General features: G+C 47.2%; 8 protein-coding genes and 1 pseudogene. 5 read left to right on the top strand and 4 right to left on the bottom strand.

The annotated features are described in order from the left end of the window. Nucleotides 1-8 precede the first annotated feature (8 nt). The 5 genes and pseudogenes from QUA78_RS03110 to QUA78_RS03090 all read left to right on the top strand — a co-directional run bounded on the left by QUA78_RS03110 (nucleotide 9) and on the right by QUA78_RS03090 (nucleotide 4857). On the top strand, nucleotides 9-1400 hold the full coding sequence (locus QUA78_RS03110) for an AAA family ATPase (RefSeq protein WP_333303410.1): 1392 nt from the start codon (nucleotides 9-11) through the stop codon (nucleotides 1398-1400). Further along, on the top strand, nucleotides 1397-2197 hold the full coding sequence (locus QUA78_RS03105; protein WP_333303411.1) for a hypothetical protein: 801 nt from the start codon (nucleotides 1397-1399) through the stop codon (nucleotides 2195-2197). Before QUA78_RS03110 ends, QUA78_RS03105 begins: the two co-directional genes overlap by 4 nt. A 4-nt stretch (nucleotides 2198-2201) precedes the next feature. Next, nucleotides 2202-2327 (top strand): annotated as a pseudogene (locus QUA78_RS03100) (alpha-E domain-containing protein); the annotation flags it as partial. 107 nt (nucleotides 2328-2434) lie between these two features. Next, on the top strand, nucleotides 2435-4072 hold the full coding sequence (locus QUA78_RS03095) for a family 10 glycosylhydrolase (RefSeq protein WP_333303412.1): 1638 nt from the start codon (nucleotides 2435-2437) through the stop codon (nucleotides 4070-4072). A gap of 200 nt (nucleotides 4073-4272) precedes the next feature. Beyond that, nucleotides 4273-4857: a Uma2 family endonuclease gene (locus tag QUA78_RS03090; RefSeq protein WP_333303413.1), complete on the top strand. Its 585-nt coding sequence runs from the start codon at nucleotides 4273-4275 to the stop codon at nucleotides 4855-4857. Nucleotides 4858-4894: 37 nt separating this feature from the next. Here the strand turns inward: QUA78_RS03090 and QUA78_RS03085 are convergent, their stop codons facing one another. The 4 genes from QUA78_RS03085 to argF form a co-directional block, all read right to left on the bottom strand. Further along, the gene (locus tag QUA78_RS03085; protein WP_333303414.1) at nucleotides 4895-6028 is read right to left on the bottom strand and encodes a hybrid sensor histidine kinase/response regulator; all 1134 of its coding nucleotides are present in this window, start codon (nucleotides 6026-6028) and stop codon (nucleotides 4895-4897) included. A 166-nt stretch (nucleotides 6029-6194) separates the two neighbouring features. After that, the gene (locus QUA78_RS03080) at nucleotides 6195-7916 is read right to left on the bottom strand and encodes an EAL domain-containing protein (RefSeq protein ID WP_333303415.1); all 1722 of its coding nucleotides are present in this window, start codon (nucleotides 7914-7916) and stop codon (nucleotides 6195-6197) included. A 3-nt stretch (nucleotides 7917-7919) separates the two neighbouring features. Beyond that, the gene (locus QUA78_RS03075; protein ID WP_333303416.1) at nucleotides 7920-15563 is read right to left on the bottom strand and encodes a PAS domain S-box protein; all 7644 of its coding nucleotides are present in this window, start codon (nucleotides 15561-15563) and stop codon (nucleotides 7920-7922) included. A gap of 300 nt (nucleotides 15564-15863) precedes the next feature. After that, nucleotides 15864-16784 (bottom strand): ornithine carbamoyltransferase, encoded by a 921-nt coding sequence (gene argF / locus QUA78_RS03070; protein ID WP_333398578.1) that lies wholly within the window; start codon nucleotides 16782-16784, stop codon nucleotides 15864-15866. Nucleotides 16785-16786 lie beyond the last annotated feature (2 nt).

The following is a 16786-nucleotide window of genomic DNA, read 5'->3' as shown; positions in this document are numbered from 1 at the left end:
AGCTGTAAATGATGACAACTATCAACTGGAATAAAGTTTTAGATGGTATTCCCGACAATGCTAGTGAAGCCATCGTCAACTCTCAATTTGTGTCGGTTCTGATAGAAGCACTTGGATTCACTAAAAATGAAATGCAGTTTCCGCAGTTTCCAACAGGTCGAAGTGCTGATACAGTAGATTTCGCGGCTCGTAAAAATATTGGAACTGATAAGTTTTTGTTTTCGGGTGTAGATCCCTACTTACTTGTTGAAGGCAAGGGACGGGCAATAGCGACAGGGGCTAAAATTAACTTGGCGGAAGGTACTCCCAAATATAACGCTACTAGGGAACAGATTAAAAGATATCTACTATCTCCTAAATGTCAAACGGCTCAATGGGGCATTATTACCAATGCCACTCATATCCAGTTATTTCGGAGGCATGGGAATGTTGTAATTCCTGCAACTCCCTGTACTCTGATTAACAAAGGTAATATTAGTGCCATTGTCCAACATATCAAAGATTTGATTGACAACCCACCCAAGGCATTGACAGTTTGTATCTATAACAATAAAGGAGGAGTGGGTAAAACGACAACAACTCTCAATTTAGCAGCAATTTTGCGAAAACAGCAAAAAAAGGTTTTAGTAGTTGATTTTGATTCACAAAGAGATTTAACGCAAACTCTTGGATTAGATGTAGGAGCTATTAGTTTATATAACTGTCTCACTGATTCAAAAGCAAATATTATCCAAACAGTTGTTCCTTTTATTCACACCGACAAACATGGAAAACCGTACACGGACAAACAAGGGAAACCGTTACGTTTTTTTGACGTGATTCCCTCAACTGAAGAAATGGAACAATTTACAGATTCTCTTCAAGCTCAATCACACATTCAAAAGGGGCAAAAAAGATTGCGAGAAATCCTTAAAGCTTTTATTTATCTATATGATTACATATTGATTGATTGCCCTACCCAATGGTTATTTTTCAGTCAGAGCAGTGTTTATGCCTCTGATGTTGTTCTCATCCCTACCAAGCATAATGGATTAGCCTCACTACACAATGCAGCTAGGGTAATTACAAAATTTATTCCCGAAATTAAACAAGAAAGAGGAGATGGTGGGCCAATTGCCCTACCAATCTTTTTCAATGGAGAGAAGATCACAGATCCTTCGCTTCAGACAGCCAATCAGGAAATTGGAAAAATAATTAATCAAGCTAAAAAAGACGGCTTTGATCTGATACCATATTATTGGCCTAAATCTACAAGCGGGAATGCTGAAAAAACTATCTTCAGTATTCCTAGCTATGCAACTGTTGCCAATGCTGCTTTTTCTCATATTCCCGCTGTTTTTCTTAACAATACCGCTGCTGAACACTATGTTGGTCTAATTAAGGAGTATTTCTTAAAATGAGTAAGTATGATGACATCGGTAAGCTGATGCACCTGCCATTAGCTGAGATTGAACCAGGGGAACCCTGCTCTGAATCAGAGTTTATCATCACCGCCGCAGCCGAGGCTATTTTGAACGCTGGCGGACGTAATTGGATTCCTGTGATTGTTAAAGAAACAGGTGATTATCAATATCAAGTAGTCAGCAATTCCTTTATTTATGCAGTCGCTCAACAAGCTGAATTAGAGCGAGTCTGGTGCATAATCATCGAGCCAGAATCCAAAAATATTGAGCAAGCTAAAATTCTGGCAAGGGAAGCAATACCAAAGGTTAACCTTAGCACAGCATCAAGAGATACTATTCTCGGTGCACTTCGATATTTGGTAGCAGAACCCGGCAGTGCATTGAACAGATTGGATGTTATTGTCGCAGCCAATCGAATCTCAGAAGCCAATCGGGAAACGTGGTCAAACTTTAAGCCTATTACCGCCTTAAGATGTGGCATTACTAGCGGTAAAAAATTAGATACTTTAGCAAAAGTATTTTATCTCTCGCCGCCTGCTCCAGTTGCACCACCACCGCCACCACCTGAAAAAGTTAGCGTTAAACGTGCATCAAGAGATGAGATTTTCGATCGTCTCAATTACTTATCAACTAATAAAATAGGCGGCTTTGATAAGATTGATGCCGAAAAAACAGCCGATGCTATTTTCAACGCGAATAAAGGCAAGTGGAAAAGCCTAACTCCAATTGCCAAACTTGAATGCGGCATTGATACAGCCAAAATGAAAATCATTAAAACCCTATTTAGCCTGTAAAACTATGTTAAGTGGTGTAGCGGATTCAATTTACTGGCTCAACCGCTATATTGAAAGATCGGAAAATATCGCCCATTTTGCCGAGGTCAATTTTAATCTCATCCTCGACTCTCCCAGCGGTATTACTCAACTATTTACCGATCGGCCCACTTAATGTACCATTGTGCGAAAATGTCAAGCGGACGCTCAAACCAAAAGTCCGTAAAGGACTGTTAAACGCTCTCTCACACACTTCTCATGCGAAAGACCAAAACATTCTTTTTGTCAAGCTTGTTCCTGATCGGCTTAACAATTAGTTTTCTGCTGACTCCTGGTTGGTTCTCCAACTTCCCATCCGGCGCTAACGCACTTATGCCTCCGCAAACCCAAACCGCCGAATTTCGCGCATTCTGGGTGGACGCCTTCAACCCCGGCTTCAAAACCCCTCAAGAAGTCACAAAATTGATCGCAGACGCGCAGCGGGCAAATGCCAACGCGATCGTCGCCCAAGTCCGCCGCCGCGGCGATGCTTTTTACACGAGTGCGATCGAACCCCGCACCCTCGATCCCAACGTTCCGGCGGGTTTCGATCCACTGCAAGATGTGATTGACAAAGCCCACGCCGCAGGCATTGAAGTATACGCTTGGATGGTGACGCTGCCAGTGGTTTCGGGCAGCAAACTTCCCGCCGGTCACGTTTGGCAACAACACGGGCCTTCGGCCCCGGGCAGCGCCAATTGGGCAATGCTGACTTACGGGGGGGAATCACCCGGTTTCCTCGATCCGGGCCATCCAGACGCCGTAGATTATACTGTTTCCGTCTATTTGGACTTGCTCAAGCGCTACGATGTGGACGGCGTACAGTTGGATTATGTGCGCTACGGCGGGCCGACTTGGGGCTACAATCCGACTGCGATCGCCCGTTTCAATCAGCAAACAGGTCGATCGGGCAAACCCGCACCCACCGATCCCGCGTGGATGCAGTGGCGGCGCGAACAGGTGACAAATTTAGTGCGGAAGCTTTATGTAGAAAGTCTTGCAATCAAACCGCGTGTTAAAATTACCGCCGCCACGATCGCCTGGGGAGACGGCCCAACAAACGATGCAGGGTGGTATCAAACGCAGCCTTACAAAGAAGTATTGCAAGATTGGCGCGCTTGGCTGGAAGAAGGGATCGTAGACATGGCGATGCCGATGACTTACCAGCGCGAGTACAAACGATCGCAAAAACTCGCTTATGACCACTGGATCGAGTTCGCCAAAGACCACCAGTACAACCGCCAAATTGCGATCGGCCCCGGCAATTACCTCAACTATATCGAAGACACCCTAGGCCAGATTCGCCGCGCCGAAGAGCCCTCTGCGAAAGGAAATCACGTAGCCGGTACGGTGCTGTATTCCTACGCTAGCAGCAACGTGTACACGAATGTGGAACTGCGATCGGGCGGTAGCGGTGATTTGCCCCGCCAGCCTTGGAAATACGTTCCCCAAAGCAACGATTTGTTTTACACCGCGCTTTCGCAGCCGAGTCAATACGTTGATGCTGCGACGGGCAAAACCTATGAAACTCAGCCTGTGTGGGCGACAGCAGCAGCGGTTCCCGATATGCCTTGGAAGTCGCGGCCGACTACAGGTGCGATCGCCGGAAATTTGCAGCGGTGCGATTCCCTACGGGATAGCTTCGCTTCACGAACTTGCGACGGTGCGAACTTGACATTGCAGTCGATCGATGCTGCTGGCAAGGTGCGTCAACTGCGCGCGGATGGTAAAGGATGGTTTGGGGCGATCGAGCTTTCTCCGGGAACTTATCAGTTGAAAGTTGATGGAAGTCAAATTCAACAAACAGTTAATGTTGTCGCCGGTGAAGTCACCAAAATCAATCTCGGAGCATCTTAACTGGTCTACTCGTTCTACTCGTTACCAGGCTCTGCCTGGTAACGCATATCCGGAGGCTCTGCCTCCAATTTCCATAAAAGCTTGCGAGGCAGAGCCTCTAGATATCTGTTCCCAGGCAGAGCCTGGGAACCAGTTAAATCAGTTAATATCATAAGCTAACATAAAATTTCCCATCAAATTATAAATTTATCAATCGAGATATGCTAATAACAGAAGCCCCTTTCACGCTCCGTAAATGGACAGTTAAAGAGTATCACAAGCTGGGAGAAATCGGAATTTTTAACCCAGAAGAACGACTCGAATTAATTGAAGGAAATATTATAAAAATAAGTGCAAAAGGAACTGTTCACGCTGCCGCCACTAGACGCACTGCGACGCTGCTGCACAATCTTCTGGGAAATCAGGCTGCTGTTTATAATAAAAGCCCGATCGCCCTTGATGACAATTCCGAACCCGAACCAGATATCGCCGTAGTCAGAATCGATTCTTTTGACTATGCGACTCACCATCCGACTCCCTCAGAAGTATATCTAATTATCGAAGTGGCAGACAGCAGCTTAACTTTCGATCGCGAAATTAAAGCCAAAATTTACGCGCGATCGGGAATTGCCGATTATTGGGTGTTAAATGTGCGCGATCGACAACTCCATGTTTTCCGAGAACCCGCTGAAAATGGCTATCAAAGTGAAGTCATTCTTGGGCAAACTGCGAGCATTTCACCGCTGGAATTTCCCGCTTTCAATATCGCAATTCAGGCAATGTTGCCTCCTCTGGTATCAAATTGAAAAAACGATGCTACCGGAGTTGATATAAAAACTCATGCTAATTGCCGACAATCGGCAGAGTGATATTTACCGTTGTTTCCTTTTGATAGATACTGGTAATTGAGAACCCTCCTCCTGCCAGTTCGACAATTTTCTTGACAATTTTTAAGCCGATACCGATGCCCTGTTGCTCATAAGTCTTGCGCTCAAACTGCATGAAAGCACCGATTTTAGCAATTTGCTTTTCTGTCATGCCCCGCCCTGAGTCATGTACAGATAAATTCAGCATCTTTCCTACAACTTTACTACTAACTTTAATGGTTGTCCCTGGTGAGGAGAATTTCAGCGCATTATCAACTAATTGATGGACAATCGTTGATAGATATCGGTCTGATAGAGCGATCTCCGCTTCCTCAAGTGCCAACACGAGATCGTTGTTACGGTTGACGCTCTCAGCCTGGGATTTCAACGCGGCTTCAATGGCGGAAGCTGAAAATTGAGTCCGGGCAGATTCGATCTTGTGGTGGCGACTTGCGGATAGTTCTAATTCTAAATAAATCAGGAATTTTTTCGTTAATTTTTCTAGGCGACGGGCCGATGAATCGGCCCAGCCTAACATCTCACGGATTTCGGCGATATCCATGTCTTCGAGATCGTCCTTGAGCAACCCGATCGTGCCTAAGATGCCATTGAGGGGCGTATTCAGTTCGTGGGACAGACTAGAAGCTAAGTTGCCACGCAGTTCATTGAGGGTGCTTTCCAAGACATTAATGGTATTTTCTTGGATGTGGTATAAGTTCTGGATACTATCATACTGTTGCTTGATTCTGAGCATTGAATGTACGCGGGCACGCAGTTCAATTCCATTCAGAGGTTTACTAATAAAGTCGTCGGCGCCAGCGGTTAGACACTGGGCAAGATCTGATTTTGAGCTTAATGCCGTTACCATAATGATTGGAACAGCTTTCCATTTTGACATCGCTTTGATTTGCCGACAAACTTCGATCCCGTCTATTCCTGGCATCATCACATCGAGTAAAATTATATCGGGCTTAAATAAATCTAGAGATGCGATCGCCTCTTGACCATTAGCAGCGTAATACAATTCATACTCCTGCTCTGATAACAACGTTTCAAGTACATCAAAGTTATCAGGCTCATCATCAACAATTAAGAGAGAGAATTGAGACATGGTTGTAACCTCTGCAATAATGTAAAAAATTTTATGGGTTTAGGTGATAGTTTTTAGCTGTGCTGCCAAAGTGATTTCAAAAATGCTTCCTGGCGGTTGGTTGCTTCGGACAGAAATTTCGCACCTATGTGCCTCAACGAGCCTTTTGCAAAAGGCTAAACCCAACCTATTTGAGATAAATCCTTTCAATTTCAGCCCCCGCGAGGGGTTTAGAAAATAAATAACCCTGTCCAAATTCACAGCCCAGTTGTTGGAGGCACTGAAGTTGCTGAGTCGTTTCAATGCCTTCGGCAATGACGGCAAGTTCGAGTTGATTACTCAGAGTAATAATGGTGTTAACGACTTGATAGTTGCGATTTCCTGCTTGGATATGATTGACAAAAGAGCGATCGATTTTGAGGTTATCCACTGGAAAACAGTGCAAATAACCCAGGGAAGAATACCCCGTGCCAAAGTCATCAATGCTGATCTGAATTTGCCGCGATCGCAATTGTTCAGTCAGCGCGATCGCCTTCTGAGCATTGTCCGCGAGCGCGCTTTCGGTAATTTCCAGTTTCAGGTGAGCGGGGTTGACGGCGGTTTCTGCCAAAACCCGATCGATATCAGCCAAGAGGGTCGGGCAAGTAAATTGCCGCACAGAAAGGTTTACGCTCATGGTTAACTGCGTCCAGCCCCGTTGCTGCCATGCACGCAGTTGCTGACACGCCTGCTTCAACACCAGCATCCCGACTGGCACAATCAGCCCTGTTTCCTCCATGCAGGGGATAAATTCTCCTGGTAAAACCATGTCTCGATCGGGATGTTGCCAGCGTACCAGTGCTTCAAATCCAACGACCTTTTGGGTTTGAAGATTCACAATCGGCTGGTAGTAGGTGACAAATTCTTGATGTTCCAGCGCTCGCTGTAAATCATTTTCCAGCGTCAGGCGGTTCAGCATTGCCAAAGACATCTGGCGATCGAAGATTTGATAGCAGCCTTTACCTCGAAGTTTAGCTTTGTACATTGCCGTATCAGCATCTTGCAAGGGTTCTTCAGGTTTTTGATAAACACTACTGCCTAGAGCAATGCCGATACAAGCAGTCATAAAGAGTTCGCAATCGGCAACCACAAACGATGTGTCAAAGCCCCGTAGAATAGCTTGGATAAATGGTTCAAGGGCGATCGCACCATCAATTTGGTGCAGCAAAAAGCAAAACTCATCCTCACCCATACGCGCTAACACGTCGCCGGGGCGCAGATGATGCTGTAACCGTTCTGCGATCGCTATCAGCAATTGATTGCCAATAGCGTAGCCAAAGGAACCATTCACCAGTTTAAACCGATCGCAGTCTAGATAAACCACCGCAAAGGAGGATTCCCCAGCTTGTAAAACCTCAGCCAACTTCTGAAGTAAGAAAGTCCGACTGGGTAGCTTTGTGAGCGCATCCTGAAAAATCATGGTTTGCAACTGGGCGGTTCGCTGTTGCACCGTTGCTTCTAATCGGGCATTGAAGGTTACTAATTGCTGATATTGTCGGTGGATGCGTAACATCGATCGCACCCTTGCTGTTAACTCCAAGCGATTCACGGGCTTGCTGATAAAGTCATCCGCCCCAGCCGTCAAACATCTTGCGAGATCCGTTTTGGTTGTCAGGGCGGTCACCATAACGATCGGCAGAGCTTCCCATTTGGGCATAGCTTTAATGCGTTGACAAACTTCAATGCCATCCATCCCTGGCATCATCACGTCCAGCAAAATCACATCTGGCTCAAAGAGGTTTAAGGAATCGATCGCTTCTTGCCCGCTGGCAGCGTAATGCAATTTATAGTCTCGATCGTTCAAGAGAGTTTCAATCACATCAAAGTTATCAGGTTCGTCGTCAATGACCAAAACAGATGGTACATTCATAAATTATCTTATCTGGGAATTTAAAAGGTCTTGAATTGTGGCTGCTAACTGCTTCAGCTTAACGGGTTTGGTGAGGTAATCATTGGCTCCGGCGGCAAGGCAACGATCGCGGTCGCCTGTCATGGCTAAGGCAGTTAGGGCAACGATCGGCACATCGACTAAGTTAGGATCGAGGCGAATCTGCTGCATAGCTTCTAGACCATCCATACCAGGCATTTGAATGTCCATCAGAATTAGATTGGGGTTTTCCGACTTGGCCAGGGCGATCGCCTCCTCTCCATTCTTAGCCAAAAGAATGCGATAGCCTTTAGCTCTCAGGTAGCTCGAAACCGTACTGATATTGGCTTCGTTGTCTTCGGCCAGCAAAATTAAGGGAGAACCTTCCTGTTCGGGCTGGCTGCGTTCGATGCGGGGATCGGTCTGGGATTCTAGGTCACGAGAGGAGGGCGCACCAGCAGTGCAGGGAAGGTCGATCGCGAAGCAACTTCCTACACCCACCTCGCTAGTTAGCAACACCTGCCCGCCGTGGAGTTCGACAATGCGTTTCACCAGGGCAAGCCCCAAGCCAGTGCCTGTATATTGACGATTCAGGGCGCTATCGATTTGGATAAAGGGCTGAAACAGTTTGTTGATATGTTCTGGGGCAATACCAATACCTGTATCGATGACGGCAATTCGCAGGGTCTCTTTGACAAAACAATGAGGTGGGGCACCGGCAGAATCTGGATCTGCCTGGCGCTGTTGACGGCTGACTTCTATGGTGATGCGTCCTCCCTCTGGGGTGAATTTGACGGCGTTGTTGAGCAGGTTAATTAATACTTGGCGGATGCGCCGTTCATCTATCAATAAGTCGGGCAGATTTAGTTGCAGTTTAATCTCTAGCTGAAGGCGTTTTTGCAGGGCTTGTTGTGTGATAAATGCCAGACTGGATTGACAGAGATGATTGACAGAAACTGGGGTGCAATCCAGCTCCATTTTACCCGATTCAATTTTGGCGACATCCAAAATGTCGTTGATTAATTGTAGTAAGTGAAAGCCACTGCGCTCGATGGTTTGTAAAGCTTTAATTTGTCGTTCGTTGATGCTGCCAAAGACTCGATCTTGTAGCCCCTCGCTCATGCCCAGAATGGCATTGAGAGGAGTGCGGAGTTCGTGACTCATATTGGCGAGGAATTCGTCTTTGAGCCTTGTAGCGCGGATTAATTCTTCGTTGGAAATGCCTAGTTGGGCATTCGTTTCGGTCAGTTGGGCTTCTGCCCGTTGACGTTCGGCTAATTCTGTCTGTAATTGCTCAAAAAGATTAGACTGCTGAATGGCGATCGCTAATTGGTTAGCCGTTTGTTTAAATAAATTAATTTCCCAATCTTCCCAGTGGCGCGGACGATCGCAGTGATGGGCGATCAGTAACCCCCACAGAGATTGATTCAGAATAATTGGAACTACAAGTTTAGCTCTGACATGGATGGATTCGAGGAATTCAATCAAGCAGGGTAAGACTGACTGGTTTTCATCTTCGCGATCGCTGAGGGCATACACTCTTCCTTGGAGATAGCGATCGTAGTTCTCTTCTGGGAAAACTTCTTCAGGAAAGACGATATCCAGAATACGCGGCCATTTGGGCAAAACAGATTCCGCAATGGCAGCCCCCGTTCCTCCCGGAAACACGCGATAGACTAGCACTCGATCTGATTGCAAAACCTGATGGATTTCCTCAACAGTGACATTGAGAATCTCGTTCAGGTTCAGAGATGACCGCATCCTTTGAGTAATAGATCCCAGCAAGCGTTCCTGTTTTGCCTGTTGTTCCAATCTCTGTTCGGCTTGTTTGCGATCGCTGATATCCGATAAAACTCCCTGGATATTAATCACTACTCCTTCAGCATTTCTAAGAGCTGTGATGCTGGTTCTTACCCAAATATAATTACCCTCGTTGTGGTAATGTCGGAACTCATAATGACTTGAGTTTGGAGAAAAACTGATATTTTGCTGATAATCACTATACACTAATAGGCGATCGTCTCGATGCACCAGTTCTATAAACGGCTTACCAATCCATTCACTTTCTTCCCAGCCAAAAACGTTCTTGAATTGCGGTGAGAGATAAGTGATAATGCCATCTTGATCGGATGACCAAATCACATCTTTACCTCCTTCTACTAGCCGCCGGAATTTACCTTCACTCTCTGCTAATTGAGCCTCAATCTGTTTGCGAGCGGTAATGTCTTGGATCAAGGTCAGTATATAAATCAGTCCGTCGTTGCTCGATAGGATTGAGGCAGAAATGGCGATTGTGCGTTTCTGCCCATCTTTACGCTGGATTTCCCTTTCTTGCGAGATCGGGGGTTCCCCTTGTTGCATCTGTCTGAGGTTGGCGATCGCCTGTTCTTGAGCCTCTGAATCCGGGTAAACACTTTGATACCACCCCAGACGGTTGATTTCTTCTAAGGTGTAGCCCGTAATCGCTTGCATTTGCTGATTCCAGACCGTGAAGCGGAGAAAGGGAAACTGCTCAACTTCATGGAAAACGCACAGCCCTTCTGCCATGTTTTCTACAATTTGTTGACGGAAAGTATTTTCCTGCTGGAGCGTTGCTTCGGCTAATTTGCGGGCGGTAATGTCAAAGCGAATAGCTAGATACTGAAAAGGTTGCCCGCCTTCGTCCAAAAAAGGGACAATGGTACTGGCAACCCAGTACAGGCTACCGTTCTTCATTCGATTGCAAACTTCACCGCGCCAAATCTGACCGCTGGTAATGGTGCGCCACAAGTCTTGGAAAAAAGTAGGGGGATGATAGCCAGAGTTGACAATGCGATGGGTTTGACCGATGAGTTCATCGCGGGAGTAGCCTGAGACTGCACAGAAGCGATCGTTGACGTAAGATATCTCCCCTTTAGTATTGGTGATGACCACAATAGCGGATTGATCGAGGGCGAGTTTGAAAGCGGAGAGTTCTTGAATTAACTGCTGTCGTTCGATTTCAGCTTGTTTGCGATCGCTAATATCAAAGTTGATCCCGATCATGCTCTGGGGATTGCCTTGGGGATCTGGCACCACCACTCCAGAGGCTTTAATAAAGTGGATGCTGCCATCGGGATGCAGCACTCGAAACTCGGTATCGTATTCTGCCTGTCCTAAGATGGCTTGCTGGAGTAATGTTTCGGTGGAGGTGCGGTCATCGGGATGTAGCCCGCTTGCCCAAATGTCGTAGACCACACGGGAATCAGATTGTTTTGTGACACCATAAAGTTCGTACATCCGCTCATCCCAAAGGATGCTGTTGTGTACAATGTCCCATTCCCAACAGCCGATCGCTCCAGATTTGAGAGACAAGGCGAGGCGTTCCGATAGTTTTTTTAGTTCAGCTTCAGCTCGTTTGCGATCGGTAATATCAAAGTTGACCCCAATCATGCTCTGGGGATTGCCTTGGGCATCTGGCACCACCACTCCGAATCCTTTAAGAAAGTGGATGCTGCCATCGGGATGCAACACCCGAAACTCGGTATCGTATTCTGCCTGTCCTAAGATGGCTTGCTGGAGCAATGTTTCCATGGATCTGAGGTCATCGGGATGTACCATGTTCATCCAAAAGTCGTAGACCTGATAGGAATCCGATTGTTTCGTGAGGCCACACATTTCATAGATCCGCTCATCCCCAAGGATGGTGTTCTGTCCAAGGTTCCATTCCCAACAACCGATCGCTCCAGATTTGAGGGACAAGGCGAGGCGTTCTGATAGTTTTTGTAGTTCTAGTTCAGCTTGTTTGCGATCGCTAATATCTTTGGCGATGCCTAAAAAGCCGATAATTTGCTGATTGGCATCCTTGAGGGCGGTGATGGATAGCGACACAGGAAAGCGAGAGCCATCTTTTCGGATATAGCTCCACTCTTCTTCGCTGACAATGCCTTGGCGTGGTTTGGCAACAAAAACCTCAAAGCCCGGAGGCACATCTTGCCCCAGTTCGACAGAGAGGGATGCGGCCCGATCGATTACCTCGCTGACATCGTGAATGAGTGCGGGTGTGACAAGACCTACCATTTCTGCGGCACTGTAACCCAGCATCCTTTCCGCACCGGCATTAAAGGTCTGGATGATGCCAGTTGGGTCAGTGGAAATGATGGAATAATCAGCCCCATCGAGGATAGCGCGTTGCAGGCTGTTGACTTGCCAAAGCTCTTGGGTACGTTCTGCGACTTTGGCTTCTAGCGCTTGATTGAGTTGGCGAAGTTGTTCTTCAGCCTTTTTAAGTTCTGTCAAATCCGTATTAGTACCAGAAATCCTAACGGGAGTGCCGCGATCGTTGCGCAAAATAAAACCACGCGAAATGACTGGAACATAATGTTCTTGTTTGTGCAGCAAACGAAACTCGACCTCGTAAGACTCAATATCATTTGTTATTTGTTGGTGCAGAAACTGATTGACCCGATCTAAATCATCAGGGTGCATTCGTTGCTGCCATAGATCCGGCGCACCCTCAAGTTCTCCAGGCTCATACCCTAAAATCCCCCACCAACGGGGAGAGTAGTACATATTGTTTTCACTCAGATTCCAATCCCACCAACCGTCATTGGAGCCTTTTAAAACCAAGCTTAATTGTTCTTGAGAATGGATTAGGGCTTTTTGGGCCTGCTTGCGCTCGCTAATGTCTCGAATCATAAACAGGGCTTCATCTTCGCCGCTCTTGATGATGCGGATTTCTTCATATTGGATGCGATCGCCAATCTGAACCTGTTGTTCGTAAACTTCCAGTTCTCCTGTGCGTAAGGCTTGCTCTAGGTAATGTAGATGTCGGGTCGCAATTTCTCCTGATATAACATCCACCATCGCTACACCAAGGGTATTGACATCTGTACCGAGAAAGTGGCTCTCACGGTTGGCTGTCACGTTCCCCCGATAAAGACCATCGGCACCGATGCGAAACATGAAGTCGGGAATTGCTGCTAATATAGCTCGGCTTTGGGCTTCGCTCTGGATCAGGGCGGTTTCGGCAAGTTTGCGATCGCTAATATCCCTAGCAATTTTTGATGCGCCAACGATCTTTCCAGCCGCATCTCTGATAGGAGAAACCGTTAACGAAATATCAATTAACTTCCCATCTTTGTTTTGTCGTAAAGTTTCATAATGCTCGACCACTTGTCCTTGCTGAATTTTTTCTATAATCGATAATTCCTCATTCCTGAGTTCAGTGGGAATCAGTAGGAGGATCGATTGACCGATGACTTCCTGAGCCTTATAACCAAATAGTTTTTCTGCCCCTGCGTTCCAGCTAACGATCGTGCCATCTAAAGTTTTACTGATGATGGCATCCGCAGACGACTCGACAATAGCTGCCAGTTGAGACAGGGCGACTTCAGCTTGCTTGCTCTCGGTAATATCTGTAACAGTACCTACATAGCCGATGGCTTGCCCCGCTGTATCCAGTTCAGCGACGGACTGCCCATATACCCACGTCACCCCACCGTCGGGACGTTGAAAGCGATATTCGAGCTGGAACGGACGATTTTCTTCGATAGATTGCTGCCATTCGGTGGCGATCTCGTCGCGATCGTCGGGGTGTAGCCCTTGTCGCCATCCTTCTCTGGCAGCGGTTTTGGGCGTGAGTCCGCTGATCTGACACCAGCGATCGTTAACATAGATGCAGTTGCCCGCAGCATCGGTGCGAAAAATCCCCACTGGAGCGACTTCCACCAGGGTAGCGTAGCGTTCTTCGCTCTCAATCAGGCGGGCTTCAGCTTGTTTGCGATCGGTAATATCTGTAATTGTGCCCAAATACCCGACTACTTGCCCCTCTGCATCCCGTTCGGCGACGGACTGCACATAGACCGACGTCACCACACCGTCGGGACGTTGAAAGCGATATTCGAGCTCAAAAGGCTGTTGGTATTGGATAAATTGCTCCCATTCGGCCATGACCCAATCGCGATCTTCAGGGTGTAGCGCTTGTTGCCATCCCTTTCCAATAATGGCTTCTGGTGTTGTGATTCCGGTGATCTCAAAGCAGCGCTCGTTGATATATGTGCATAGCCCCGCAGCGTCGGTGCGAAAAATCCCCACTGGAGCAGCAGCAGCAAGGGTAGCATAGCGTTGTTCGCTCTCTCGCAGGCGGGCTTCGGCTTGCTGTCGTTCCCTCAGTTCCTCCTGCAATTTTTGGTGGGTGGTGGCTTGCTGAAGGGCGATCGCTAGATGCACGGATAAGGCTTGCAGCAGTTCTACTTCTTCTGGTAGCCACTCGCGGGCGTGCTGGCTTTCGCTGGCATTCAGCAAGCCCCACAACTCATCGCCACACAGCAGGGGCACCAAAATTTTGGATCGCGTTTGGAGGCGGATCAGCAGTTTCCGGTGACAGTCTGACATTTTGGTCGTGTAGATATCCGGTACGACGTGAATCCGCCCCTGGCGATAAATCTCAGCCCGATCTTGCTTAAAGCAGGTATCGTTAATCCGTTCGCCTACTAGAGACAGGGACGAGTTGGTAGATTCTGCTACGGCAATGGTTTGCCAATCTGCTTCAAACTGCCAAATATTGACGCGATCGCAGCCCAGCACTTGCCGCACCTGTTCTACAGTTGTGTCTAAAATTGTTTGCAGGCTTAGGGACGATCGAATTTGCGTAGCTAGCTCTGCGATTAATTTCTCTCGCCCGGCCTTAGCTTTGAGAGCGGTTGTGCGGGCTTCAACTTGCTCCTCTATGATATTTTCCAGCAGTTGAATCTTCTCCGCCTCTAGGCGCACTACCTTCTCTTCCAACTTCTGGGCCAGCTTGTAGAGTTCCAGCGGGTTGAGGGCTTGCAGCAAACTGGTCTGGGTGACGATGCCCAATAGCTCCCCTTGCTCCCCCGTCACCGCCAACCGCCGGATCGATCGCTGCTCCATGATCTGCTGCACAGTCCAGAGCGAATCGTCTGGTCTAACGGCGAAAATCGGCGTACTCATTACCCCCTGTGCCGTACAGGTTTCCAGGTTCAAGCCCAATGCCTGAAATTGCACAATATCCCGCTCGGTCAGAATCCCCACCGGAATTTGCAGCGGTTCTGGTCGATCGCCCGGTTCTAGAATCATGACGGAACTGACGCGGTGCTCGGACATCCGTTGGGCGATCGCCAGCATGGAAGTATCTGGTGTCGCACAAATGACCTCACTCGTCATCACCTCAGACACCAGCCGCAACCGCAAGAGATCTACAGGGCGAGAGGTTTCCCGCAGACTTTCATGAGTCACCAACCCCACGAGGCGATCGTGCTCATCTAGGATGGGCAAATGGCGAATGTGATACTGCTGGAGCAAACTAATAGCAAAAAATAAATCGGTAAAGGCAGACTCGTGCAGGGTGACGACTGGATGGAGCATCACCTCCCGAATCGCCAAATTCTCTAAGGAACGCTGCTGAGCACTCAATAGCACCACGTCTCGCTCTGTCAAAATACCGAGCAACTGCCTGTCTTCCATTACCAATACGCAGCTTGACCGTACCTCTAGATGGAGTTGATCCCGTTGTCCATCCACAGTTTTGGCGGCATCACAGATAGCTCGCACGCCGCTCATCTGGGCGATCGCATCCATCACCGTCGTATCCGGTGAAACCACCAAGGGTTCCCGGACGATCGCAGCCCTGAGTTCTACTGGAGTGAGAGCCGTAGTACGAATGAACATGGGTTTATAGGGTTAGAATTTAGAATCTGTATCACTAAATCTATGAACCTTAATCGAGCGCCTATATATTGAGTTACCTTAGTAGATATATTTTTTATATTTACTTATTTTAACATAGTTGGTTTTTTTTCGCACCGACTTACTTATGTTTTTTATTAACCGCAGAGGGCGCAGAGAGCGCAGAGAAAGAGAAGAGATAGAGAGAATGGCTTTTCTCTTATTTTTCAGTCCCCCTCTGCTAGGACGAGAGTTTGTTTAGACACGGTTTCAACCGGCGATTCTTCTCTTCCCTTATCTATTCTAATCGCTTTCCAGAATGCTTGCTAGCAAAGCTTGCTGAGCGTGCATCCGATTTTCTGCTTGATCCCAAACGCGCGATTGACTCCCTTCAATCACTGCATCGGTAATCTCTTCATCCCGGTGTGCGGGCAAACAGTGCAATACAATTGCATTCTTATCTGCTAACTTCAGCAATTGTTCATTCACCTGATATGGTTCAAACAAAGGAATCCTGATTTTTGCTTCCTCTTCCTGTCCCATACTCGCCCAAACATCAGTATAAATCACTTGAGCATTTTTAGCAGCAGCTTCCGCATCAGCAGTCACAGTAACTTCTGTTTTTCCCTGAGCAATTTCCTTAGCTTTTTCCACAATCTCAATATTCGGGCAGAAATCTTCAGGACAAGCAATTCTGACATTTATCCCGGTCATTGCACAGCCCAACATCAGCGAATTTGCCATGTTGTTACCGTCGCCAAAATAAGTCATGGTCAATCCTTCTAGCTTGCCAAAACACTCTTTTACTGTCATTAAATCCGCCAGCACTTGACATGGGTGTTCGTCATCTGTCAGCGCATTAATCACAGGAATTTTCGCATAGTTGGCAAAAGTAACTAAATCCTTTTGCTCGAAAGTCCGAATCGCCAAAATGTCTAAATATCTGTCTAAAACCCTGGCTGTATCTACCAAAGGTTCCCCGCGGCTGACTTGTGTAACGTTGGGATTGAGGTCAATCACTTGCCCTCCCAATTTATACATTGCCACCGTAAAACTTACCCGCGTTCGCGTTGAAGCTTTGGAAAATAACAAGCCGAGAACTTTATTGCGTTTCAGCTTGACCATTCCCGATTTTAAACTGGCTGCTAGATCTAGCAAATAATTTAATTCGTCAATGCTTAAATCTGCCAGACTTAATAAATCTCGCCCTTTTAAGGAATCCATGC

The sequence above is a fragment of the Microcoleus sp. K4-B3 genome, assembly GCF_036704615.1.
Lineage (GTDB): Bacteria > Cyanobacteriota > Cyanobacteriia > Cyanobacteriales > Microcoleaceae > Microcoleus.
This window is presented reverse-complemented; position numbering and strand designations above follow the sequence as displayed.